General features: G+C 63.3%; 27 protein-coding genes. 9 read left to right on the top strand and 18 right to left on the bottom strand.

Annotation, left to right across the window (positions count from 1 at the left end; genetic code table 11):
• Positions 1-50: 50 nt before the first annotated feature.
• Entirely contained in the window at positions 51-2,951 is a 2,901-nt protein-coding gene (locus BN973_RS16675) for an MMPL/RND family transporter (protein ID WP_036469488.1), read from the bottom strand.
• On the bottom strand, positions 2,948-3,325 hold the full coding sequence (locus BN973_RS16670) for an MmpS family transport accessory protein (protein WP_232232099.1): 378 nt from the start codon (positions 3,323-3,325) through the stop codon (positions 2,948-2,950). Before BN973_RS16670 ends, BN973_RS16675 begins: the two co-directional genes overlap by 4 nt.
• On the opposite strand from BN973_RS16670, the gene BN973_RS31395 reads away from it, so the two are divergent.
• Positions 3,324-3,617, top strand: a complete 294-nt coding sequence (locus tag BN973_RS31395) for a hypothetical protein (protein WP_169718221.1) — start codon at positions 3,324-3,326, stop codon at positions 3,615-3,617. The genes BN973_RS16670 and BN973_RS31395 overlap by 2 nt on opposite strands.
• Positions 3,618-3,664: 47 nt before the next feature.
• On the opposite strand, the gene BN973_RS16665 is transcribed toward BN973_RS31395, so the two are convergent.
• The 4 genes from BN973_RS16665 to BN973_RS16650 form a co-directional block, all read right to left on the bottom strand.
• Entirely contained in the window at positions 3,665-4,273 is a 609-nt protein-coding gene (locus BN973_RS16665; protein ID WP_036469485.1) for a TetR family transcriptional regulator, read from the bottom strand.
• 146 nt (positions 4,274-4,419) lie between these two features.
• A complete protein-coding gene (locus tag BN973_RS16660) occupies positions 4,420-5,361 on the bottom strand; it encodes an alpha/beta hydrolase (RefSeq protein WP_036469483.1) in 942 nt (313 codons plus the stop codon).
• 17 nt (positions 5,362-5,378) lie between these two features.
• On the bottom strand, positions 5,379-6,008 hold the full coding sequence (locus BN973_RS16655) for a methylated-DNA--[protein]-cysteine S-methyltransferase (protein WP_051641308.1): 630 nt from the start codon (positions 6,006-6,008) through the stop codon (positions 5,379-5,381).
• Positions 5,995-6,552, bottom strand: coding sequence for an RNA polymerase sigma factor (locus BN973_RS16650; protein WP_084163430.1), 558 nt, complete (start codon positions 6,550-6,552; stop codon positions 5,995-5,997). The genes BN973_RS16655 and BN973_RS16650 overlap by 14 nt, the downstream gene beginning before the upstream one ends.
• 73 nt (positions 6,553-6,625) lie before the next feature.
• On the opposite strand from BN973_RS16650, the gene BN973_RS16645 reads away from it, so the two are divergent.
• From BN973_RS16645 to BN973_RS16635, 3 genes are read left to right on the top strand one after another with little or no spacing between them, the layout of a single operon-like run.
• Positions 6,626-7,138 (top strand): methylated-DNA--[protein]-cysteine S-methyltransferase, encoded by a 513-nt coding sequence (locus BN973_RS16645; protein WP_036469481.1) that lies wholly within the window; start codon positions 6,626-6,628, stop codon positions 7,136-7,138.
• Positions 7,138-7,851, top strand: coding sequence for a 2OG-Fe(II) oxygenase (locus BN973_RS16640; protein ID WP_036469480.1), 714 nt, complete (start codon positions 7,138-7,140; stop codon positions 7,849-7,851). The genes BN973_RS16645 and BN973_RS16640 overlap by 1 nt, the downstream gene beginning before the upstream one ends.
• A 34-nt stretch (positions 7,852-7,885) precedes the next feature.
• Positions 7,886-8,551, top strand: coding sequence for a nitroreductase family protein (locus BN973_RS16635; protein WP_036469478.1), 666 nt, complete (start codon positions 7,886-7,888; stop codon positions 8,549-8,551).
• A gap of 205 nt (positions 8,552-8,756) precedes the next feature.
• Here BN973_RS16635 and BN973_RS16630 read toward each other — a convergent pair whose 3' ends face one another.
• The 3 genes from BN973_RS16630 to BN973_RS16620 form a co-directional block, all read right to left on the bottom strand.
• Positions 8,757-9,188: a cupin domain-containing protein gene (locus BN973_RS16630; RefSeq protein ID WP_036469476.1), complete on the bottom strand. Its 432-nt coding sequence runs from the start codon at positions 9,186-9,188 to the stop codon at positions 8,757-8,759.
• 38 nt (positions 9,189-9,226) lie between these two features.
• Positions 9,227-9,838 carry a sigma-70 family RNA polymerase sigma factor gene (locus BN973_RS16625; RefSeq protein ID WP_036469475.1) on the bottom strand — a complete coding sequence of 204 codons (612 nt, stop codon included), beginning with the start codon at positions 9,836-9,838 and terminating at the stop codon, positions 9,227-9,229.
• 130 nt (positions 9,839-9,968) lie between these two features.
• Positions 9,969-10,886 carry a LysR family transcriptional regulator gene (locus tag BN973_RS16620; RefSeq protein ID WP_036469474.1) on the bottom strand — a complete coding sequence of 306 codons (918 nt, stop codon included), beginning with the start codon at positions 10,884-10,886 and terminating at the stop codon, positions 9,969-9,971.
• A gap of 163 nt (positions 10,887-11,049) precedes the next feature.
• On the opposite strand from BN973_RS16620, the gene BN973_RS16615 reads away from it, so the two are divergent.
• Complete coding sequence (locus tag BN973_RS16615; protein WP_051641307.1) at positions 11,050-11,676, top strand: carboxymuconolactone decarboxylase family protein; 627 nt, start codon at positions 11,050-11,052, stop codon at positions 11,674-11,676.
• Positions 11,677-11,740: 64 nt separating this feature from the next.
• Here BN973_RS16615 and BN973_RS16610 read toward each other — a convergent pair whose 3' ends face one another.
• The 4 genes from BN973_RS16610 to BN973_RS16600 all read right to left on the bottom strand — a co-directional run bounded on the left by BN973_RS16610 (position 11,741) and on the right by BN973_RS16600 (position 15,468).
• Entirely contained in the window at positions 11,741-12,769 is a 1,029-nt protein-coding gene (locus BN973_RS16610) for a CobW family GTP-binding protein (protein ID WP_036469472.1), read from the bottom strand.
• 953 nt (positions 12,770-13,722) lie between these two features.
• Positions 13,723-14,796 carry an oxygenase MpaB family protein gene (locus BN973_RS16605; protein WP_084163628.1) on the bottom strand — a complete coding sequence of 358 codons (1,074 nt, stop codon included), beginning with the start codon at positions 14,794-14,796 and terminating at the stop codon, positions 13,723-13,725.
• A gap of 141 nt (positions 14,797-14,937) precedes the next feature.
• The gene (locus BN973_RS31735) at positions 14,938-15,111 is read right to left on the bottom strand and encodes a hypothetical protein (protein WP_232232098.1); all 174 of its coding nucleotides are present in this window, start codon (positions 15,109-15,111) and stop codon (positions 14,938-14,940) included.
• Positions 15,112-15,231: 120 nt separating this feature from the next.
• Positions 15,232-15,468 (bottom strand): hypothetical protein, encoded by a 237-nt coding sequence (locus tag BN973_RS16600; RefSeq protein WP_036469471.1) that lies wholly within the window; start codon positions 15,466-15,468, stop codon positions 15,232-15,234.
• A 225-nt stretch (positions 15,469-15,693) separates the two neighbouring features.
• Between BN973_RS16600 and BN973_RS16595 the strand changes: the two genes are divergently transcribed.
• Positions 15,694-17,379 carry a GMC family oxidoreductase gene (locus BN973_RS16595; RefSeq protein ID WP_036469470.1) on the top strand — a complete coding sequence of 562 codons (1,686 nt, stop codon included), beginning with the start codon at positions 15,694-15,696 and terminating at the stop codon, positions 17,377-17,379.
• A gap of 185 nt (positions 17,380-17,564) precedes the next feature.
• On the opposite strand, the gene BN973_RS31730 is transcribed toward BN973_RS16595, so the two are convergent.
• Positions 17,565-17,759: an NAD(P)-binding domain-containing protein gene (locus tag BN973_RS31730; protein ID WP_036469469.1), complete on the bottom strand. Its 195-nt coding sequence runs from the start codon at positions 17,757-17,759 to the stop codon at positions 17,565-17,567.
• 96 nt (positions 17,760-17,855) lie between these two features.
• Between BN973_RS31730 and BN973_RS16585 the strand changes: the two genes are divergently transcribed.
• Entirely contained in the window at positions 17,856-18,338 is a 483-nt protein-coding gene (locus BN973_RS16585; RefSeq protein ID WP_036469467.1) for a MarR family winged helix-turn-helix transcriptional regulator, read from the top strand.
• Between the two features lie 165 nt (positions 18,339-18,503).
• Positions 18,504-19,325 carry a DUF1906 domain-containing protein gene (locus BN973_RS16580; RefSeq protein WP_036469466.1) on the top strand — a complete coding sequence of 274 codons (822 nt, stop codon included), beginning with the start codon at positions 18,504-18,506 and terminating at the stop codon, positions 19,323-19,325.
• Between the two features lie 27 nt (positions 19,326-19,352).
• Here the strand turns inward: BN973_RS16580 and BN973_RS16575 are convergent, their stop codons facing one another.
• Positions 19,353-19,961, bottom strand: coding sequence for an LGFP repeat-containing protein (locus BN973_RS16575; protein ID WP_036469464.1), 609 nt, complete (start codon positions 19,959-19,961; stop codon positions 19,353-19,355).
• 112 nt (positions 19,962-20,073) lie between these two features.
• On the opposite strand from BN973_RS16575, the gene BN973_RS16570 reads away from it, so the two are divergent.
• A complete protein-coding gene (locus BN973_RS16570; RefSeq protein ID WP_036469461.1) occupies positions 20,074-20,400 on the top strand; it encodes a hypothetical protein in 327 nt (108 codons plus the stop codon).
• Here BN973_RS16570 and BN973_RS16565 read toward each other — a convergent pair.
• The 3 genes from BN973_RS16565 to BN973_RS16555 form a co-directional block, all read right to left on the bottom strand.
• The gene (locus BN973_RS16565) at positions 20,384-20,596 is read right to left on the bottom strand and encodes a hypothetical protein (protein WP_139830228.1); all 213 of its coding nucleotides are present in this window, start codon (positions 20,594-20,596) and stop codon (positions 20,384-20,386) included. The genes BN973_RS16570 and BN973_RS16565 overlap by 17 nt on opposite strands.
• A 12-nt stretch (positions 20,597-20,608) precedes the next feature.
• Entirely contained in the window at positions 20,609-20,743 is a 135-nt protein-coding gene (locus BN973_RS32010; protein WP_269147645.1) for a hypothetical protein, read from the bottom strand.
• A 318-nt stretch (positions 20,744-21,061) separates the two neighbouring features.
• Positions 21,062-23,080: a serine/threonine-protein kinase gene (locus BN973_RS16555; RefSeq protein WP_084163427.1), complete on the bottom strand. Its 2,019-nt coding sequence runs from the start codon at positions 23,078-23,080 to the stop codon at positions 21,062-21,064.
• Positions 23,081-23,115: the final 35 nt, after the last annotated feature.

The following is a 23,115-nucleotide window of genomic DNA, read 5'->3' as shown; positions in this document are numbered from 1 at the left end:
AACTGGCGACGTGCACCCGAGTAGCGTCGGCAGCTACAGTCTCGCGGCTATCAAGCGTTTGTGGTTACGGCTTCGGGCTCCTCGGCCGGCTTGGGCCACGGCGATGGGACCGGGCGTTGCCGCACGCGTTGCGGCCACCAGAACCACTTGCCCAACAGCGCGGCGATGGACGGCGTCATCAGCGACCGCACGATCAAGGTGTCGAAGAGCAGGCCCAGACCGATGGTGGTACCCACCTGGCCGATGACGGTCAGCTCGCTGACTGCCATCGTCATCATCGTGAACGCGAAGACCAATCCCGCCGAGGTGACCACCGAGCCGGTGCCGCCCATCGACCGGATGATGCCGGTGTTCAAACCGGCGTGGATCTCCTCCTTGAACCGCGCCACCAGCAGCAGGTTGTAGTCGGCGCCGACGGCCAGCAGGATGATGACCGACATCGCCAGCACCATCCAGTGCAGCTGAATGCCGATGATGTGTTGCCAGATCAGCACCGAGAGCCCGAACGATGCGCCCAGCGAGAGCAGCACGGTTCCGACGATGACCGCTGAGGCCACCACGCCTCGGGTGATGATCAGCATGATGATGAAAATCAGGCACAGCGAAGCGATTCCGGCGATCAACAGGTCGTAGGTGTTGCCGTCACTGAGATCTTTGAAAATTGCCGCGGTGCCCCCGAGGTAGATCTTCGAGCCCTCCAGCGGGGTGCCCTTGAGTGCCTCGTAAGCGGCCTTCTTGATGGCTGCGATGTGCGAAATACCTTCTTGGGACATCGGATCGCCGTCGTGGCTGATGATGAAGCGCACGGCATGACCGTCGGGGGAGATGAAGTTCTTCATGCCCTTCTTGAACTCGGCGTTGTTGAAGATCTCCGGCGGCAGGTAGAACGAGTCGTCGTTCTTGGACGCATCGAACGCCTTACCCATGGCGTTGGAGTTCTTCTGTGCCTCCTTCTGCTGATCCTGCAGACCCTTCTGGGTCGAATACATGGTCAGCATCGTCGTTTTCATGGCCTTCATGTTCTCGATCATCGACGGCATCAGCGCCACCATCTGGGGCATCAGGGTGTCGAGATGATCCATGATGGGCAGCAGGCTTTCGATGTCGTCGGTCATCGTGTCGATGCCGTCGAGGCCGTCGAAGACCGAGCGAAGCGACCAGCAAATCGGGATGTCGAAGCAGTGCTTCTCCCAGTAGAGATAACTGCGGATGGGCCGGAAGAAGTCCTCGAAATCGGCCATGTGGTTGCGTAATTCGTTGATGTCGATGGTCATGTCGTGCATCTTCTTGACCATCTGATGCATGTCGTTGGACATCTGCACGGTGATGCTGGACATCTTCTCCATGCTGTCGATGGTGGTCTGCATCATGTCGGCCTGCTTGAGCATGTCGGCCATCTGGTCTTCTTGGTACTTCTGATTCATCTGCTGGGTGACGCCCTGCATGCTGATCTGAAACGGAATCGAGGTGTGCTCGATCGGCGTGCCGTCGGGCCGGGTGATCGCTTGCACGCGACCGATTCCCGGTACCCGGAAGATCGTCTTGGCGATTTTGTCGATGACCAAGAAGTCCGCGGAGTTGCGCAGATCGTGATCGCTTTCGATCATCAGCACCTCGGGGTTCATCCGCGCATGCGAGAAGTGCCGATCGGCGGCGGCGTATCCCTCGTTGGCGGGCAGATCCGCGGGCAGATAGTTGCGGTCGTTGTAGTTGGTGCGGTACCCGGGCAGTGTCAGCAAGCCGATGAGTGCGATCCCGATCGTCATGACGAGGATCGGCCCCGGCCACCGCACGATGACCGCACCGATCTTGCGCCACATGCGAATACGCTGCGTCCTTTTGGGTTCGAGCGTCTTGCCGAAACGGGTGGCCACCGTGATGGCCGCCGGACCAAGCGTCAATGCCGCGAACACCACGACCACCATGCCGATGGCCAACGGGATACCCAGCGTCTGGAAATACGGCAGGTTGGTGAAGTGCAGGCAGAACGTCGCACCGGCGATGGTCAAGCCCGAGCCGAGCACCACGTGTGCGGTGCCGTGAAACATGTCGTAGTAGGCGTCTTCTCGGGAATAGCCTTTACCCCGGGCTTCCTGATACCGGCCGATCAGGAAGATCGCGTAGTCGGTGGCGGCCGCGATCGCCAACGTGACGATCAGGTTCGTCGCGAAGGTCGAGAGCCCGATGATCTTGTAATAGCCCAGAAATGCGACCATCCCGCGTGCGGCCGACAGCTCGAGCACCACCATCACCAGGGTGAGCAACACCGTGACGATCGACCGGTAGACCAACAGCATCATCGCGATGATCACGGTGAACGTGCACATGGTGATGATTTGCACGCTGCGGTCGCCGGCCACGTGCTGATCCGCGGACAGCGCCGCGGGTCCGGTGACATAGGCCTTCACCCCCTTGGGCGCGGGCACACTCTTGACGATGTCTTGGACGGACTCGACGGATTCGTTGGCCAACGACTCGCCCTGATTACCGGCGAGGTACACCTGGACGTACGCGGCCTTGCCGTCGTTGCTCTGAGCACCGGCCCCGGTCAGGGGGTCGCTCCACATGTCCTGAACGTGCTCAACGTGTTTGGTGTCGGCGTCGAGTTTTTTGACGATCTGGTCGTAATAGGCGTGCGCATCCGCGCCGAGCGGCTGTTGCCCCTCGAGAACGATCATGATCGAGCTGTTCGACTTGTATTCCTTGAACACCGCGCCCATGCGCTTGGTCGCGACCACCGATTGCGCATCGTCGGGGGCCATCGACACCGACCGCATCTTCCCGACCGTGTCCAGGTCGGGGACGATCGTGCTGAGCACCGCGATCACCGCGATCCAACCCAGGATGATCAGTACTGCGAATTTCCGGATGAACCGCGGGATCTTCTCGCGCACCGGCTCTGCGGCCGTGGGGATGGCGTCGGTGCGGGCGTCGTTAAACGTTGTGCTCATGCGGATTTCACCAGGCAGAAGGTCAGGGCGTGCACGCCGGTGGTTATCTTCTCGTCCTTGACTTCGTCATCGATGGTGATGCGGCAACCGAGGTAGTCGCCGTCGCTTTGCGCCGAGAGGTTCGGGAAGACCGACGGGGCGGTCGTTTTGAGGACCATCGTCCAGGGCAACGGCGCACCGTCGATGCGCTGCGGGTCAGCGGACAGATCCAAGTAGTTCACGTTGGCGTGGCTGGCCGAGCCGAAGACCTCGTACTTGACGACCTTGGGCTTGAACGGCTTAGAGTCGTCCAGCCGCGGGCTCGTCAGGATGCCGGTGTCGTTGGCGCCGAAGAAGGACTTGACCCGCACGACGGCGAAGCCGCCGACGACCATGACCGCCACGATCAAGAGCGGCAACCAAGCGTTCCGCACGATCTTCGATAGCAGCAACTACGTGAGTCCTTTTCTCGTCACCATCGTGGGGCCCGCGTACATATACCTCGCGGGCGTACGTGCGCACGAGCCGCATGACTCAGCATCGGATTTCGGCCTCGTCGTGACTTGCGCGCCCGATCGTTCCTTGCAGATGAAGCAGATGGCGCGCGACGGCGATCGTTCCGGCGCCGACGCATGCCTCGCTTTGCGGATGCGTCCCCGAACACCGCCACCAGCGCATACTACATGATGTGCATATCTTGCACATCATGCAACGTTTGCTAGCGGTGTTTCAGATCACTTTGTGAAGATGCTGTTCACCAGGGCGGCGGCCCGCTCGACATAAGGCATCGGCGTGTCGTCGGGGTCCACTGGCTCACTGCTTGCCCACTTCTCCAGGCCCGACCGCACCGCCGTCAACGCCAGTGCGGAAATCAGGGCGGCCATCTCGTCGTCCGGCTTCATGTTCTGGCGGCGCACGATGATGTCGGTCAGCTGAAGTTGAAAGCGCTCCAGGTCGGCGAGGAACGCGGCCAACACCGCGGGGGAGGTTTTGGCGAGTTCGAGCATGTGGGCGGCCTGTTCGCGCAGTGGGGGAACGTCGCGCAGATGATGCGCGGCCAGGGTGATCAGCTCCGCCAGCACCACCGAGTAGGGGGCGGGGCCGGCCGCGACGAATTCCGCGACCAGCTCGGGCGGGATGTCCGAAGGCCCGTAGGCGATGGCCGACTCTTTGTTCGGGAAGTAGTTGAAGAAGGTGCGGGTCGAGATTCCGGCTTCGGCGCAGATTTCCTCGATGGTCACCTTGTCGAAACCACGAGCGAGGGCCAGCCGCACCGCGGCGTCGCGGATGTCTGCGCTCGTCTCGCGGCGACGCCGCTCGCGCAGTCCCATTGGGTTGGCCATACCCCCATAGTTGCACGTTCTGCACATTTTGCAGTCAACTAGACCGAATGGGTTGCCGGGCTGAGTCGGCTCGCACGCCCGTTGTCAGTGCCGCGGGATCGCGAACCTTCAACGCGTACAACGTAACTGGTCGATAAGTGACCCGCTTAGCAGGGCTGGTCTTCCACGGGTGCAGCCAGGGCGGCCCACAGGTGGTCGCGCTGGCTGGCGAAGAATTTCACCGAAATCGGCGCCTTGTCCACGATGTGGTCGAACGCGTGGAATGCGCCGGGGGCGATCTCCTCATGGACCGGCACACCCGCTTCGCGCAACCGCCGTGCGTAGCCCAGACACTCCTGGTGGTAAAGATCCAAGGTCCCCACACCAATCCAGGCCGGCGCCAGACCGGACAAATCCGGACGGCGCCCCGGGGCCGCGTCGACGGGGTCTGCTCCGTCGAGGTACCACTGCCAGGCAAGTTGGTTGTCGGTTTCGGTCCACATGATGCGCTTGGGGCCGTCACGGTTTGCGCCGGTGCGATCGTCGAGCATCGGGTAGACCAGCATCTGATAAGCAAGCTTGACGTCGCCGCGGTCGTGTGCCCGCTGCGCCAACGCGGCCGCGAAATGTCCGCCCGCGCTCGCTCCGCCGACCGCGATTCGGTCCGGGTTCACCCATGGTTGGCGTGCCAGCCAGAGCAGCGCCGCATAGCAGTCCTCGAGCGGAGTCGGGTACGGGTGCTCGGGTGCGAGTCGGTGCTCGACTGCTGCTATCGCAACACCGGTCAGGCGAGATAGCTTGCGGCAGAACTTATCGTCCTGGATGGCGGTCCCCATGATGGTGCCACCGCCATGAATCCACAGCAGCGCGGGTGCCGGCCCGGGGAGACCGGCGGGGCGGTGCATGCGAACCTTGACGTGTTCGTTGACCGTCATCACCGGTACGTCGCGGAGTCGGCCGGCGTTGCCGAGGACCTGCATGATGGCGCGCTGGACCTTGTAGCCGCGGTGCAGGGCGTATCCCCGCGGCAGAAAGCGGGCGACGTTACGCAGATCGGGATCCACCGCCTGTGGCGAGGTGAAGGCATTATCGGGCAACGCGTTTGCCATGTGTGTCCTCTGCTCCCTCAAGCCGACGGGGTAGCCGGCGTGCAAGATCCGTTGCGCTCCAGGTCGAGCAGCACGCGCTTGGCGACGGGTCCGCCGCGGTAGGCACCGACGCCTCCGTCGGACCGGATCACCCGATGGCAGGGTACGACGATGGGGATCGGGTTTGTCGCGCAGGCGGTGCCCACGGCGCGTACTGCCTTGGGTGAGCCGGCCAGCCGCGCCAGCGCGGCGTAACTCGCCGTGGCACCGTAACCGATGCCGGTGTTGAGGTGTTCGAGCACCGTGCGCCGAAAGCCATGTGACAGTGACCAATCCAGCGCTATGTCGAAGCTGCGCCGGCGGCCGGCGAAGTATTCGTCGAGCTGTCGCACGATCGGATCCAGCCGCGTCGGCGCCTCGAGCATCCGTGGGCTGATCCGCTCGGACAGCGACAGCAGCACGCCGTCTGGGTCCTCGTTCGCGAAAGCCAGCCGAACCAGCCCGAGCGGTGTGGCGGCCAGCAGTAGCGGTCCTACAGCGGAATCCACTGTGCGATAGGCGATATCGAGCAGATCGTCGGCCTGGGCGTCGGATTCCAGGCGGGCGCGCAGGCGCTGCAGATGAGTTGGGTCGACGGGGTAGTGGTTGGCGAGGTCAGTCGAGGTCATGGTCATTCCTTACGGTGTCGATGAGGGGATAGGTGCGTCGCAGGGTGGCGATGCCATCGGCTGCGGCCCGGCGGGCGGCGGCAACGCTGCTGTCGAGGATGGTCGCGATCTCGGCGTAGGGCAGCCCCGCCAGATAGTGGTAGGCCACGGCCTGGCGCTGCTTGGGTGGCAGTGCGCCCACGGCCGCGTCCAGGTCGAGGTCGTGGCGATCGGCGCGGTCCCCCGCGGGGGAGTCGGGGGTGTCGGCGACCGGGATGGCCCGCCGCGCTGCCGCGCGGGTGATGTCGATGGCTTTGCGATGAGCGATCGTGACCAGCCACGCCTCGACATTGGCGTTGGCCGGCAATTGGGGGTAGGCCTTCAACGCCGCCAGGAATGTGTCCGACCAGGCGTCATCGGCGTCGCTGTAGCCGACCACGGCCCGCACCACCCGCAGCACCGTCGCGCCGTGCCGTGCCACGACAGCGTCGAACGGCAACTTGACGTGCTGATCGGCCTTCACCGTGACGATGTCCCCCTTCCTGGTGTGAAGACGTCGGGGCATGGCGGAATGTGAGAAACAATCCCATCTCACGCTTCTGGGTCAGTCATCGTCTACCAGTAAAGGAGGTTGCACAATGACCGCACGACACACGGTGATCGATAGCCCGTTGGGTGAGCTGACACTGGTTGCCGACGGAAACGCCCTGACGGGTGTGTACTTCCGGTATCACTGGCACCCGCCGACGGCGGACGCGCTCGGCCGGTACATCGAACCGGATGCCGATGAACTGTTTTGCCACACCGGCGAGCAGCTGCGCGAGTACCTGACCGGGCAACGCACCCGATTCGATCTTCCAATCTCATTGGTGGGAGACCCGTTTCGGCGCCGAATCTGGGATCTGCTCGCCGACATCGGCTATGGGCAAACGAAGACATACGGCGAGCTGGCCGCCCAGCTGGGCGACGGCACCACCGCCTACGAAGTAGGCCAGTCCGTTGGGCGCAATCCGCTGAGCATCGTCGTCCCGTGTCATCGAGTCGTCGGAAAGGACGGGGCGCTCACCGGTTACGCGGGCGGCCTGAAGTGCAAACGATTCCTGTTGAATTTGGAGGAGCCGGCGCCCGCGGCGGCCGGCAGGCTGTTCTGATGTCATCGACCTGGCGTAACCGCGTCGATGCCGCGGACTGGGAAGCGGTCGCCGCCGACATGAACGACGTCGGCGGTGCATTGCTCCCGGCGCTGCTCACCGCGACCGAGTGTGCTTCCGTCATCGCGCTTTACGATGACGACGGCCTGTTTCGCACCACCGTCGACATGGCTCGCCACCGTTACGGGGAAGGCGAGTATCGCTACTTCAAACAGCCTTACCCGGGTCCGATCGAGGCCCTGAAGCAGGCGCTCTACCCGCGGCTGTTGCCGATCGCCCGCGACTGGTGGACGAAGCTGGGCCGCGAAGCGCCATGGCCCGACTCCCTCGACGACTGGCTGGACATGTGCCATCGGGCCGACCAGATCAAGCCCACGGCTTTGATGCTCAAGTACGGCCCGGGCGACTGGAATGCATTGCATCGAGACCTGTACGGGGAACTTATCTTTCCGCTGCAGGTGGTCATCAACCTCAACGAGCCGGGCGTGGCGCACACTGGAGGCGAATTCCTGCTCGTCGAGCAGCGAGCCCGGGCCCAGTCGCGGGGGACCGCAATCACGTTGCCGCAAGGACACGGCTACGTCTTCACGACCCGGGAACGGCCGGTCCGATCGACGCGGGGGTGGTCGGCCGCCCCGGTACGCCACGGCGTGTCGGCGGTCCGTTCCGGACAGCGCTACACGCTGGGACTGATTTTCCACGACGCGGCCTGAACCGTGCCATCGTCGGCTGCGGCACCATGGTGGCATGGAACTGTACGACGTGATGCGATCGAACCCGGCAGTCCGCGAATTCACCGGCGACGCACTTCCCGATGACGTACTCGGGCGCATCCTCGACAACGCACGTTTCGCGCCGACCGGTGGCAACCGGCAGGGTGTGCGGGTCATCGTGCTGCGCGATCAGGACACTCGCGATGCGCTGGCCGATCTCGGGCTTCCCGCTGCGCGTCGCTACACCGCACAGCTCGCCAATGGTGAATCGCCATGGAATCCGTTGCAGCCGACCAACTTAGACGCGGCGGCCATCGATGCGGCCCAGCCGCCCGCCCAGATGTCGGCGCCGTTTCGTGAGGCGCCGGTGGTGTTGGTGTTCGTGGTGGATCTCGCCGTCGTCGCCGCGACCGATCAGGATCTGGATCGCATCGCGGTGGTGCCCGGCGCATCGGTGTACCCGTTCGTGTGGAATGTGTTGCTGGCGGCCCGCAACGAAGGCTACGGCGGGGTGTTGACCACGATGGCCGTCGCGGAGGAGGGGCGCATCAAGGATCTGCTCGCCATACCCGACTCGTATGCGGTCGCCGCCGTCGTGCCGCTGGGAAAGCCGGTACGTCAGGTGACGAAACTGAGGCGACGGCCGGTCAACGAGTTCGCTACGCGTGAGCGGTTCGACGGCGCGCCGTTCCCCGGCTAGCGGCGCCGCTACGCGCCAACCGCCACAGCGGCAGGCTGAAAGTGAGTTCTGGACAGATTTCAGAGCTCACTTTATGCCTGTTGTTCCACTCGTGGTAACCCAAACCCGCCGTGTCGACCGCGCTGAACGTCGACGCGCTGTTGGATGTGCTCTCCGCAAGCGCTGAAAATCTAGAACCGGGGCACGTTCGCTTTGCCGGTGCCGGTCACGGGAACGGGCAACCGGGATTTGGCGCATCCTCGGAAAGTGGTTTTCCCACCGGCAGCACATAGATGACTTCGAGGATCAACGGAGTGCTGCCGAGGTTGCGGCCGAGATGGACGTGGCCGGGACCGGCGGGTTCGACGACCGGATCACCCGGGTTGTACACGCCGTCGACCGCGCAATCGGCGGAGTAGTGGGTGAGGGTGCCTTGTTTGATTGCTCCGACGAGCGTGCCGTCGTGCCAGTGCCAGCCGGTGCTGCCACCCGGCTCAACGGTGACGTCGCGCACGATGAAGTCGCGTCCTTCTTGCGACGATTGGGTCATCAGCGCCGAATTCACGCCGCTGCCGGGCGTGGCGGAGCTACGCACGGGCGGTATCGCGAGCGTAAGCAACAGCAGTAGCGAGACAAGCCCCATGCGGCGTGAACGCATCGACGTGACCCTCACTCTTAGGGCGTAGCTAGCTGCTATTAGGCCGCGGCTACCACCGCGTCGCCTTCGCGGATGTATCGCTGCTCGATAGCGAAGTCCAGCAGCAACTTTCGCATGTTCTTGCGACCCCGATGAATACGAGACATGACCGAACCCAGTGGTATGTCCAGGATTTCGCCGATTTCCTTGTACCGGAAGCCTTCGACGTCGGCGTAGTAAACGGCCAGCTGCTGCGATTCGGGCAGCTGCTGCAGGGCCTGGCGAACCTCGGGGTCTCCGATCGCATCCAGCACTTCGGCCTCCGCGGACAATCGTCCTGCCGTCGCCTGCGGGGGTCCGGCGGGAATCAGATAGTCGCTGACATCGCCGGCCAGCCACTCCGTCGGGCGACGTTTTGCGGTGCGGTAGTGATTGATTCGCGTGTGGTTCATGATCGTGAAGAGCCACGCGCGCAGGTTTGTACCTTCCCGGAAGCTCGCAAATCCGACGTAGGCCTTGATCATGGTTTCCTGCACGAGGTCTTCGGCGTCCGCATGGCTTTGGGTATACCGGCGTGCCGCGCGGAAGAGCTGATCCCGCAGCGGTATGACGTCACGTTCGAATCGCGTTGCGAGATCGTCGAGATAGGGCTTCGGCGGGGACAGCGACATGATCGTCAACCTCGTAATCTCTGAGCTCGGTTGTGTCTCTTCATCAGAGCAACCCAGCATCATCGTGTCCAATGAATGGTTCTGATCCGAGCCATCAACTTCGGAGATGGGGCCGCGAGGAGGCTTCTGGCTAGGTCGATTGGCTTGTCGGCTGCTGCCCGGGACGAGGTGCCGAGGCCAGGATCAGCTCGGCGAGCTTGGCGGCGGCCGGCGACATCTGCGCCGGCCCGCCCATCGCAAGGTAGATCGGCCACACGATTTCTGGCTGCAACGGCACCGCACGCAGGTCCGGAAAACGGCTGGCGTCGCTGGCGGGCATGAACATGGTGCCCAATCCGTGCTGCACCAAACTGGATGCGACCCCGTAGTTGACCGCCGCTTCGTACCGAGTACGCGCCGTGATGCCGGCCGCGGTGAAGGCGTTCTCCACGACGCGGCGCAGACCGAATTCGGCGGGGAAGCCGATCAGGTTCTCGTGGGCAAGCTCGAGGATGCCGATGCGGTCGCGCTGCGCCAGGCGATGATCAGGCCTGCAGACAAAGAACATCGGCTCCTCGGCCAAGAGCCGCATATCGATACCTGTCGGGAAGCGGTCCGGCGCGGAGATGAAGGCAAGGTCGAGCGAGCCGGCGGCAATCGCCGACAGATGCGGCATCGAACCCGCCGGGCTCAGTCGCAGCATGATCTGGACGAAGGGATAAGTACGGTGGAATTCGCCCAACACGCGGGGGACGTCCAGCGCCCCAAAGGATATGAGTGAACCGACTTCGACGGTCCCGGACAACTCGCCGAGGTAGTCGTTGATCGAATCCTTTGCCAGCCGAGCGCTATGGATGATGCGACGCGCATGCTCGCGGAACAACTCGCCCGCCGGGGTCAGTTTGATCTGCTGCCTGGATCGGTTGAACAATTCCACGCCGAGTTCGCGCTCCAGCTTGCCCACCGACGTGGACAGGGCGGATTGAACGACGTGAACTCGTTGCGCCGCGCGCGAAAAGTTCATTTCGTCTGCCACGGCGATGAAGTATTCGAGCTGGCGTAGTTCCATCCGCACACCCTGTCAATGGAGTTGAGGAACATGTCAGAGGTCATCGCTGGACCCGATGCTGTGCACATGCTCCATCGAGATGTAACACCCGTCATGCCGCATTGCGTGCGCTGCAGGCGCACACGGATTCATGCCGGCGCGATGATTGCCACTGACCGTTCGAATGGCGATACTGCAGGGGCCCCGACAGGTGCACAGAGGAGACGATGCAGTGACACGAATCGCGCCATCCGCAGCCTTTGCCGACGTGCCGACCGAAGATCTCGGTCAAGGCGATCGGATCAATCTCGGCGTCGCTTCCATCGTTAGCCGCCTGCCCGCCGCGGCCGAGGCGCTGGGCGCGTTGACCGCCGCGCTTCGCAGCTGCGGGAGTTTGTCGCCCCGGCTTCTCGAACTGGTTCGACTGCGCATCGCGTTTTTCAACCAGTGCCGTAGCTGCATCGCGGTCCGCTACCAAAGTGCCATCGACGACGGCCTCGACGAGGATGCGGTTTGCTCGCTGGAGCGGCCCGCCGACGCGGACAATCTTTCGGACGCCGAGCGGTCGGCTCTTCATTTCGCCGAGCTGTTCGCGACCAACCACCTCGCCATCGACGACACGGTCTACGACGAGTTGCGTCAGCACTTCAGCGAGGACCAACTGGTGGAGCTCGGCCTGCACTGCGCTATAGCCTTGGGTGTCGGGCGGCTCTCGGCGACGTGGGACGTCAGTGACGATCTGCCCGAATCGAACGGCTCCTCTGAGCGCCTGGCCCCCTGGAACTCCGCGTCGGTCGTTGCGACCGGGTGAAGCACCCGTCTGCCCCAAAACGTCACAGTGACGTAATGCCTTGGGGCGCTGGCCTTTTGAGGATTTAAAGACTGCGTCGTCGATACTGCCTGAGGCGGTGGGCATTCGCGAGGGTGGGCGGGCCGGCGAAGGGCCGCAGCGCGGCATCGAGTCGGGCTCGGACGGCATCGGTGTCCAGGTGCATGCCGATCGCAACGAGGCAGTTGGCGAACGCTCCGGGCGTCGCGGTCGCGATGTGAATTGCGCTGCCGACCAGATTTACCGCAAAGGTGGGCGAACCTTTTCCGTATCTCATCACCACGGCGCCCTTGAGCCGGTACACACCTGCGGGAGGGTCTTCGAGCAAATCGATCAGTGCGCCCGGGTCGATTTCGCCATCGCTCGTCGCGGTGACCGAGTCGGCATGCAAGCTCTCGTGGTCGTGGGCGATCGGAGCCGTGGTGGCATCGACGAGCAGATCGCGCAACGAAAGCTGACCAGGCTCCTCGCCTGCTCCCGCTACGTCGTAGAGCAATGCCGGGTCGATCTGGCCGCCGATCGCTCCGACGACGGTGGCACGTGAATTGCGTTCTCGTACGCGTCGTTCTACCCGCTCAACCGTTGCAAGGCGATCGTCGTGGGGGAGTTGGTCGAGCTTGTTGACGACGACGAGAGAGGCCGCGCCGTAGCGAGCCGGCGAGGTACGGCCGACGTCGACCGTGTCGAAGTGTGTGGTGGCATCGATGACGTCCACCAGCCCGCCGAACCGCACGCCGGGAACGTCGCTGAAGCCGATGATCCGGGCCACCGAAACAGGCTCGGCCACACCGCTGGCCTCGACGATGACGGCATCCAGATTCAGCCGAGGATCGGCTAACTTGGTCAACGCTTCGTCGATCCCACCGTCGTCGGGCAGGCAGCAGATGCAGCCACCGGCGATGGAGGCGGGCTCGTCGACTTGCCCGGTCACCAACATGGCATCGACGTTGAGCTCGCCGAAGTCGTTGATAATGACACCGATTCGCGCTCCCGGACTGCGCAGCACATGGTTGAGCAGACTGGTCTTGCCGGCACCAAGATAGCCCGTCAAGCAGATGACAGGGATCGCTCGCACACTGGTCCTTCCCGTCTCAGACGGTAATGCTAATGATTTTCAATAAGGCGCAGTCATCCGGGGCCCAAGATTCGGCCAAATGTCGTGCCGCCCAGTGGAATTCGTCACAGTGACGTATTGTAGGCGCCGGGTCCGGGCGAGGGGGCCGCGCTTTGTGGCATGCGGCCACGGCCGATCAGGGCAGTAGTACGGCCGCGAAGGTGATGAATCGCGCCATCGACAGATCTCCGCCCGGACGCGGGATCGGTCAGCTGCGCGGCGGGTTGTCCGATCGTATCGGCTGTCGTCCCGGCGGCCGCGGCGCTTCAAGGGCAGTGCCGCACTGGACAATTCGTCACAGTGACGTTTCGGAGCCGACCTCGCGGACGGCGCAATCGTGAGCCCGGCGGACCGTGTGGGGGCTGAAGTGCGATCGCCGCGGTCGTCGCGACGATCGCGACGCAACGACCGGCCGTGGTCGATCGCGGGCGTACGCGCGGCGAGCGCCGTGAACCGCCCGGCGAGGAGTCGTTGATGCGAGCCCGTGCACCGGGATGTCAATGAGGTTCCCCCACGAACTCGGTGTATTGGTTATGCCGATAAGCGACATTATGTCAACTTAACATCACGGCCGTTCTGAGCGACCCCATCCCCGTCAACACCGCCAAATGCCCGCGCGCAATCGTCGTCGAAAGCAACGACGTCAAAGTCAGCCTCGGCTTGTTGTAGGTGCTGCTGACGCGCGCTGCGCTCAGCTTATGTCAACTTAACATCACGGCCGTTCTGAGCGACCCCATCCCCGTCAACACCGCCAAATGCCCGCGCGCAATCGTCGTCGAAAGCAACGACGTCAAAGTCAGCCTCGGCTTGTTGTAGGTGCTGCTGACGCGCGCTGCGCTCAGCATCATCGTGCGCGACATGCGGACCTACGGACAGCTCTGCCGGCCACGGCGAGACCACCGCCCAGCAACTTATCAGCTGGAAGCAAGCACCTCATTCGCCTCACCTGCTGGTGCATCTTCTTGTGCGGCGCGGCGGGCGCGGTTTTCCCGCAGTGCTTGCTGTGCGGACTCCAGGGTGATGTTGCGTGGATCGATCCCTTCCCGCTCAAAGCCTTCCACCGCAATCGGCAAGTAGAGATACTTCTGCGGGACTAGGCGCTCGAGAACTGCGTAGAGGCGCCGATACATACGCATAAAACGGAGCGTCATCTCCTCGTCCTGGGAGGTCCACTCTAAGTTGAACAACTCCCGCACATGGGGCGGAAAACTATTGGCAACGACATTCCGCCGCGCCGCCCACCAGGGCCACACAAATTTTTTCATGACTGCAGGCCACCACCGCGGCGCCGGGCGGCTCTCCAAAAATTGTTCCAGCATGACCTGAGTTACCTGTGAGTTCACCAAATAATTATGCTCGATGTTTTCCAGATACCGCTCGAAATTGTCGTAGGTATCCGGCTGAGGGCTATCGTCCACCCCCCACATGCTGTACCACTCCTTGGATTCCTCAAATAGCTGCTCCTTCATCGCACGTGGCATGGAACCGTCGAAATACAGCTGCTCAGTTATTATGATCAATAGGTGATAAAAGAAGGTGACATGGGCAAAGTAGAAGGTCTCCGCATTTAGGGCATGGTAGGTACCCTCGTGCAGTGCGCCTTTGACGGACTTGTGCATATTCCGAGTCTTCAGTCCGTATTTCTTCGCGTCCTCCGGAGCGCCGTACACCGCGCCATAAATGTACTCACGAGATCTCTGGCGCCGTTCTTTATATATCTTGGCGCGCGCACCGAAAGAACTGTCGCCGGTGAAAAGAACAGAATTCGTGGTCGCTTTCGCCATCTGCGGCCACGCCCCCGCAATGGTGCCCACCACCCCGCTGCCGAAAAATATCACATCAAGACGCCCCCAATACTTCCATATCAGGGAGTCAGCGGGAATCGGATGCTGAAAAAGATCTTTCCGCGACAAACTGTTATCGCCGGTAAATTCCGTCACCGTAGTGTCTTGCGGAATCACGAGCTCTGGATCGAACGTTGTCTGCATGATTTTCTTAAGTGCCCTGATACCCCGGACCGCCACGTCAACTCCCTGCGTTGCCCCATACCCATTAATTGGTTCACCTCAGTACCCGGACGTGTACACCCCCAGCCTCGGGTAGCTGATGTCTTCATCACCTAACCATCGCTATGTCGACTGTGTCTTGGGTTTGCGTCGTTCCTTGGCGCCGGTTTTGACTTCCTTCTCGGCGGCGATGTCGCGTTCAGGGTGTCTTCGTACGGGTTCGCCGGTAGCTATGCGCCCGCCCAGGAAGTCAAAGCCCTTGTTGCACACGGCATCTAGAGCCTGCTCGGAGAACACCTCGCCACGAAACCAGAATCGCCCGCTGCCTGACCGAGTGGACGAGAGTGCTATCCCGCCGGAGTCGTACCCAGGGTGACGTCGCCGCGAGGCCGCCGCCGGGCCGGGCCGTACCCGCTGCTAACCCATCGTCAAGATCGCGCCCGCGGAGACGCCAATCACCGTCACAAGGGCCACCAAAATCACGGTGATCGACGCGCGCACGATCTCTGCTTCCGTGAGTCGCCAGTGCGGCCTCGACTCGACGAGAACGGTGTTCCTGCGACGAGCACCTGCGTTGATGCTTGCAACCGCCAAAAGGAGATCGTCACGCGCGTCTTGGTCGACCAGATTGTGCTCGGCGATTGCGGTGGTCATATCAGCCCCCAGGCTTGCGGACGCCGATAGGCGTCATTGGGAGGCCGATAGCTTCGGCCTTCTGGTTTGTCCAAAGATACGAGTGCGAGATCACGATTGCGGTAACGATGCTTAACGGTCACGGCACACATTCGTGCTCTCGGACTGCGCGGCGAGGCGTATAGGCTCTGGTAGAGAATTGCTTCTTCAGTTGTGCGCCAACCTATTTCGTTGTCCAATATCGAAATGAGCCCGGTAGCCGAATTCGACTTCATCATCGTGGGAGCAGGCAGTGCGGGCTGCCTGCTCGCCAATCGGCTCAGCGCCGACCCTGACCGCCGTGTGCTCCTGATTGAGGCGGGCGGCAGAGACAACTGGTTCTGGATCAAGGTGCCGGTGGGCTATCTGTACACCATCGCCAACCCCCGCACCGACTGGTGCTTCACGACCGAGGCCGACCCAGGCCTGGCCGGCCGCAGCATTCACTACGCGCGCGGCCGGGTGATCGGCGGCTGCTCGTCGATCAACGCCATGATCCACATGCGCGGACAGGCGAGCGACTACGACCGGTGGGCGCAGGCCACCGGCGACGAGAGATGGCTTTGGGGTGGCCCGGACACCCCAGGCGAGACACTGGCGATCTACAAAAAGTTGGAGGACTACTTCGGCGGCGCCGACGACTGCCACGGCGCCGGTGGCGAGATCCGTGTCGAGCGGCCACGTGTGCGCTGGAAGATCTTGGACGCCTGGCAGGCCGCCGCTGCCGAGGTCGGCATCGACCCGATCGACGAATTCAACCGGGGCGTCAACGCCGGCTCTGCGTACTTTCACGTCAACCAGCGGCGTGGTCGTCGCTGGTCGATGGCCGATGCCTTCCTGCATCCCATCGCTCACCGGTCGAACCTCACCGTCTATACACACACCCAGGCCTTGCAGATTCTGATGGACGACCAGGTCCCGGAAAATCAGCGTCGCGGTGCCTGGACGACGGCCCAGCGCCGCGTCACCGGCCTTCGGCTTCTCAGGGGCGGCCAGATCATCGACCTCCGAGCCCGCCACGAGGTGATCCTCAGCGCTGGGGCTATTGGCTCACCGCATCTGATGCAGGTCTCGGGTCTGGGCCCAGCCGGCCTGCTTACCCAGCATCACGTGCCGGTGGCCGTCGATCTACCGGGAGTGGGCGAAAACCTGCAGGACCACCTGCAGCTTCGAACGATCTACCGGATCCGGGGCGCCCCGACCGTCAACACGCTGTACCGGAACTGGATCACCCGTGCGGGCATGGGACTTCAGTACCTGCTGCTGCGATCGGGGCCCATGACGATGCCGCCGTCTACGTTAGGGGCTTTCGCCAGGAGCGACCCCGCCCTGGAAAGCGCCGATCTGGAGTGGCATGTGCAGCCCTTGTCGTTGCCGAAGTTCGGCGAACCCCTGCACCCCTTCGGAGCGATCACTCCCTCGGTCTGCAATCTGCGACCCAGCTCGCGAGGCCATGTGCGCATGGCCAGTGCAGATCCCCTGACCTACCCGAAGATCTTCTGCAATTACCTGTCGACCGACGCCGATCGTCAAATCGCCGTCCGGGGCCTCCGGATGACCCGGCAGATCATGGCGGCGCCGGCGCTGGCGCGGTACGACCCGCAAGAGTTGCTTCCCGGCTCGCAACTGGTGAGCGACGAAGACCTGCAGCGGGCGGCCGGTGAACTCGGTACGACTATTTTCCATCCGGTGGGTACCTGCGCGATGGGAAGTTTCGACGCCCACGGGCGACCGCATTCGGCCGCCACGGTGCTCGACACCGACTGCCGCGTGTATCGCGTCGCCGGCCTTCGAGTGGTCGATGCGTCGGCTATGCCCACGATCATCTCCGGCAACACGAACGCGCCGGTCATGCTCATCGCAGAGCGCGCAGCGCGGGCGATTGTCGGATAAGTCGGTTACTGGCGACGCCTAAGCCGCTCCCCCGCATGCAGGGCGAGTACGTCGGCAAGGTTTCGTCGGGTTGTACTCGACCTCGCCGTGCTCGAATGTCGACACCTGCAGGCCGCCGACCAGGTGAGTCACTATCACTACTCCCCGTGCGTCCGCAGTTCCCAGGGCCGCATGCGGTGTTGAACTCAGCTGAGCCGTACGCCGAGGGAAGAGTCGAAATCCCCCAGGCCATTGCGGGCCAGGCCCATCACCAGCAGGCCCGGCGCCGCGGCTTTGGCTGGGTCGCGGCTGATCACCTCGACGGTGTTGCCGCCCTTGACCGCCATAGCGCCTATGCCGCTGGCCATGTTGCCCGAGCCGATGATGCTGATGCTGCTCATAAAGTGTCCCCGCCTTGGTTGCGGATCTAAAAGGTTGACTACTTAGCTTTATGAAGGATTGGTGATGTGTCAACCAATTGAGATAGTATGAGTTCGATGGAAGCGAACTGGCTGAACGCTCGTGAAGACCGTGCCTGGCGGGCCTTCATGCACGCGCATCACCAACTCGTCGCACACCTGAACCGGGGCCTGCAGGAATCGGGCCTGTCCGGGGCCGACTACGAGGTCCTCGCGGTGCTTTCGGCTCTCGACGGGGACCGCATGTCCGCCCGCGACCTGTGCAACGCACTGGGTTGGGAGAAGAGCCGTGTCTCGCATCAGGTGCGGCGCATGCAGGACGACGGCCTGATCTGCCGCGAGCCCAACCCCGACGACGCCCGCAGCACCATGGTCTGCCTGCTGCCGGCCGGCCGCGCCGCGATCGAGAAGGCGGCGCCAGGGCATGTAGCGGATGTCCGCCGGAACTTCATCGATCTGCTTACCCCTGCTGAGCTCGACATGGTGGCCGCCCTCAACGAACGAGTCCTGCACCACCTGGCTGCAAACGACGACTCCCCTGCCGAAGACGTGCCGTCGTAACCTGCAGCTGACGAACGGCTGATCCGGAATGCCCACGCCGAGTTCTTTTGTCGCGGCGTGAGGTATAGCCGAACGGTCACCGTTCGGTATCCATTAGGGACTGCAACCGCGTTTCGGCTGGCGCAGGTCTATCGGTAACAACAGTCACATCGTTAACATCGCGCGATGCACAGTGTGCCCCCGCAGGTTAGCGATGTGCGAACTGTTTCCCGCCGCGACGCGCTCCGGTACGCTGCCGCGTTGGCCGGTCTGGGTGCCGCATCGGTAGCCTGCGGCATGCCCACGGCGGCGGCCGCCGCCCCTCCCCGACTGATCGACTTCGCCGCGCGCCAGATTCCGGCGCAGCAGATCCGAGCTGCCGGCTATAGCGGGGTGGTCAACTACGTTTCGGAGTCGCGTCCCGGCTCATCGTTTGGCGCCAAGCCGATCACGCGGTCCTACGCCGATTCCTTGAAAGCCGCGGGACTGGTGATCGTCAGCAACTACCAATACGGCAAGCCGGGAGGGTCGGCACCGTCGGACTTCACGCGGGGCTACGCGGGCGGCGTCGCGGACGCGCGCACCGCCTGGCAGCTGCACACCGCGGCGGGCGGCGGCCAAAGCGCGCCGATTTTCTTCACCATCGACGAGGACATCAATCGGGACACCTGGAATCGCACTGCGCTGCAGTGGTTTCGCGGAATCAACTCGGTTCTCGGGGTTCAGCGCACCGGTGTCTACGGAGGCATCCGGGTGTGCCAGTGGGCCGCGGCCGATGGCGTTGTCGGGTCTTCGAGCACACCTGGCCGCCGGTGGCTGTGGCAAACTCGGGCCTGGTCCGGCAATCAGGTTCACCCCGCCGCCGTTCTCTACCAGAGGGTCGTGAGCACCGCGTCCAATCCCGGGCCGAAGGTCGGCGGACTCGAAGTCGACGTCAACGACGTGCTGGCTTCCGATTGCGGCCAGTGGAACCTCCATGGGGGCCATCCAAGTGGTGATGTGCGGTAGCGACGAGATCGCTGCCCGCAATTCGAGCTAGAGCCCGGATGGCACGACCTTGCCGTCTACTGTCACCGCGACCTGGCCGGTCGTCGGGTTGTACTCGATCTTGCCGTGCTCGAAGGTCGACACCTGCAGGTCGCCGACGGTGTTCACATCGCTGGTGGGCAAACCCAGCGGACCTGCCGAACCGTTGGTGCCGGTGACAGCGGGCGTGCCGTCCGGACCGCGTGGGACATTCCAGGCCTCGCGGATCTTGCCCACGATGATGTATGCGGGCGTACCGGCCTGGTTGTTCTTCGCGATGATCGCGCCGCCCTGGAACTGCTGGAATACCACGCCGCTCTCCCGCGTCCCCGCGTTGCGGTCACCCGTCAGCGGCTTGCCGAGAGCCTGCCTCTGGCTCTCGGTGGCCGACGAGTATTTGGCGGCGATCGGCCCCGTCAGAGTCACCTCGACGTCGTCCACGCCGACGAGCTTCACCTCCGTGGGCAGAGCCGGCGCGTGAGAAGTAGAGGTGGCGCTCGCCTTGGCCTGAGGCGGTGCCGACGCGTCGACGCTCTTGCCGTTGCCGCAGCCCGCGGTCATCAGTGCGACGGCGGCCAGGCCGACACCTGCCGCGTGGCGGTAGGCGATGGTTCTCATGGGCTTCCCCTCGCGTGCGCGGGCGATCGCGGTCTTGGTAGCTCCGAACGAACTTACAACGGGGCCATATCGCCGGGACCGCCGACTGTAGCTGACTCTTTGAGGAGATTGCGTGCGCCTGTTCGGAAAGAAGAAGCAGCCCGAAAGACTTTCCGCAGATGCCAAGGTCTACTACTCCACCCCTTTCGGTGACACGAAAGACGGCAAACACAAGCCGTTCTTGCTTGAACGCGAGGGTGTTTGGTACTTCCCGGTCTTTCGCAGCCCGGATTCGATGAAACAGTTCTACGAGCGGATGAACCGCGCCGTGTACGTGATACTCGAGGGTGACGTAAAGACGGTGATGGACAGCAACCGTTCAATCGAGTTGATGAAACGAGTAGGGGTCGTGATTGAACCCTTGAGTGATCATCCGGTTGAGATCATGCCTGACTCTTGAAGTGCTCTTGTAGCTTGGGGTACAGCTCGACGACGTCCTCCACGCCCAGAAGCTCTTTCGGCAGTTCGATTTCGCGGACGGACTGCCCGGGCCCAGCGACCGGCCCACCCGTTCCCGCCTCGGGTCTAGTTGAGGCCCGTTTACCGGCGGTGCCGACGATGTTCGAGCGATCGTCAACGATCACAGTGATTTTCATGGCTATCCTCACTCAGGTGTTGAGCGGTAGGTCGCTGAATTTGATGAATTGGAGCACGAACGGCACGGCGACGCTGCTGTCGTTTCGGATCTTGAATTCGTAGAACACCTCGGGTGCGTGATCGTCGCCCGGGCCGCCGCGACACATCGCGAAATCGTATGTGACCAAGACGTTTCGGGCGGTATTGTTGCCTCCTTGGGATCTCCCCTTAGGGATCGCCCGAAACACGATCGGGCCCTGGTTTGGTCCACCGCTTGGCCCCGGGTCCGTGAAGAAGTTCCAGTTCCAGTACTGGACGGAATTCGCAGCGATGGTCCAATTGCCGTCGACTTGCCAACGTACGGGCATATCGGCCCCCTAGTTTATCGGTCGTGCGCCGTCGTCGGCGCCTGATGGAAAGGTAGTACCGACTCATCGCGAGAGCGTGAGTAGTTCACTACTTGAATCGGTGGTCCGAGCCCGGCGTCAGCGTTCGATCACTGTCACCGAGCCATGGTTGAGGTCGCTGCTGACATAGGCGAAGTGGGTGGTGGGGTCGACGGCGATGGCGAGCGGATTGTTACCGACGGCAAGGATTCCGGTGACGATGCGCCTCGTGGTGTCTATCACCGAGACGGACGCGCCGCTGTAGTTGGCCACGTACGCGGTGTTTGTCGGCGGGTCCACCGCCACGCCCGCGGGGCGTTGCCCGACGGGAACGCTAGCGGTGACGCCGAGGCCGATGGTGTCGACGAAGGACACCGATGCATCGTCGCCGCTGGCGATATAGGCCGTGTGCGATGCGGTGTCGATGGCGATACCGGCCGGGTGGACGCGAAGCGCGACAGAACCGATGACGGTTCGGTTCGTGGTATCGATAACCGTCACCGTCGGATCGGCAGTGGTGACAAACAAGCGGTGAGCGGTTTGATCGATGGCTACGCGGCTTGGACCTTTCCCGGTGGGCACCGTCGCCGTCACGGTATGCGTCGTCGTGTCGATGACTGAGACCGATGCGTTGTCACCGTTTGTGGCATAGGCGATCCGGGCATCGGGGTCGACCGCTACTCCGCCCGGATGGCTGCCGACCCCTATTTTGGCGACGACCTTGCTGCTGGCGATGTCGATGACCGACACCGAGGCGTCGTCGTAGTTGGTGACGTATACGGTCCGGGTCGACGGATCCACGGCAACACCGACGGGATGGCGTCCCACCGCGGTCGTGGCTGTGACCGTGCGGCTGGTGGTATCGACCACCGAGACGGAGTTGGAACCGGTGTTCGCGACATAGGCGCTGTGTCCGGCCGGGTCGACCGCGATGCCGAAGGCGCCGTTGCCCACCCGTATCGAGGCGGCGATCGTAGGTGGACCACTCGGCACCGCCGTCGCTACCGCACTGGGTGTGCCTCCCGCGCCAGGCGCCGCCGGTGGCGGGGCGACCGCAGTCGTCTGGGTAGGTTCAGTCGTGGATGTGTGTGGGCGCAGAAGGTAGACGCTCGCGCCTCCCGCCACCACCACCGCAATCACTGCGGCGACCACCCAGGATCGTTTGACGCGTGTGCGGTTGCCCGCCATGGGCTGCGACGGATCGCGGGGCAATGGTTTTGGCGCGGGCATCGTTGGCTCACCCGAGGCCTCGTGTGTGGGCGCAGGGGCAGTGACGGTGTGCGACTGCACATTTGGGTCCTGCGCACGGAGCGGCACCGTGATCGCGTCGCGCGCGGCGCGTGCCATATCCACCGGGGTGGCGTAGCGCTGCCCGGGGTCTTTGGCCATGCCGGTGGCGATGACCGCATCGAACGCCGGCGGCGCGCCGGAGTCGGACGGTCGCGGCGGCGGGGTCGACAGATGCCCTGCCACTTGTTGCTCGATGCTGTCGCCCGGAAATGGGGAGCCGCCCGTCAAGCACTCATAGAGCACGCAGGCAAGCGCGTAGATGTCCGAGCGTGCGTCGGCCTGACCGACTCTGAACCGCTCCGGTGCCATGTAGCGCAGCGTGCCGACCACCGCGTCCGTTCCGGTCAGACCGGTCTCGCCCACAACGCGCGCGATCCCGAAATCGATCAGATACGCGAAGTCGTGTTCATCGAGCAAGATGTTGGAGGGCTTGATATCTCGATGAACCAATCCAATCTTGTGCGCGGCGTAGACGGCCTGGGCCACCTGCTCGACAATGTGGACCGCGCGTGAGGGCGACATCGCTGCGGAGGCCAGCACGGTTGCCAGGTCGCGGCCCTCGATCAGCCGCATGTCAACGAATAGTCGCCCGTCGATCTCGCCGTAGGTGTGAATTGGCACCACGTGAGGGTTGTTCAATCGTGCCGCTGCGTGGGCCTCGCGACGGAATCGCTGTTGAAACGTCCTGTCGGCAGCAAAATGCGCCGGGAGGACTTTCAGCGCGACCAACCGATCGGTGACGGTGTCGTAGGCTCGCCAGACCTCCCCCATGCCGCCTCTGCCGAGCAAACTGATTAGGCGGTACCGGCCGAACGGGGTCCCTTCCACCGAAACCTCCCGACAGCTGCAATTCAGCAACACGA

It is taken from the genome of Mycobacterium triplex (genome assembly GCF_000689255.1).
Classification (GTDB): Bacteria; Actinomycetota; Actinomycetes; order Mycobacteriales; family Mycobacteriaceae; genus Mycobacterium; species Mycobacterium triplex.
Note: the sequence above shows the minus strand (reverse complement) of the source record. Positions and strands in the feature narration are given on the sequence as shown.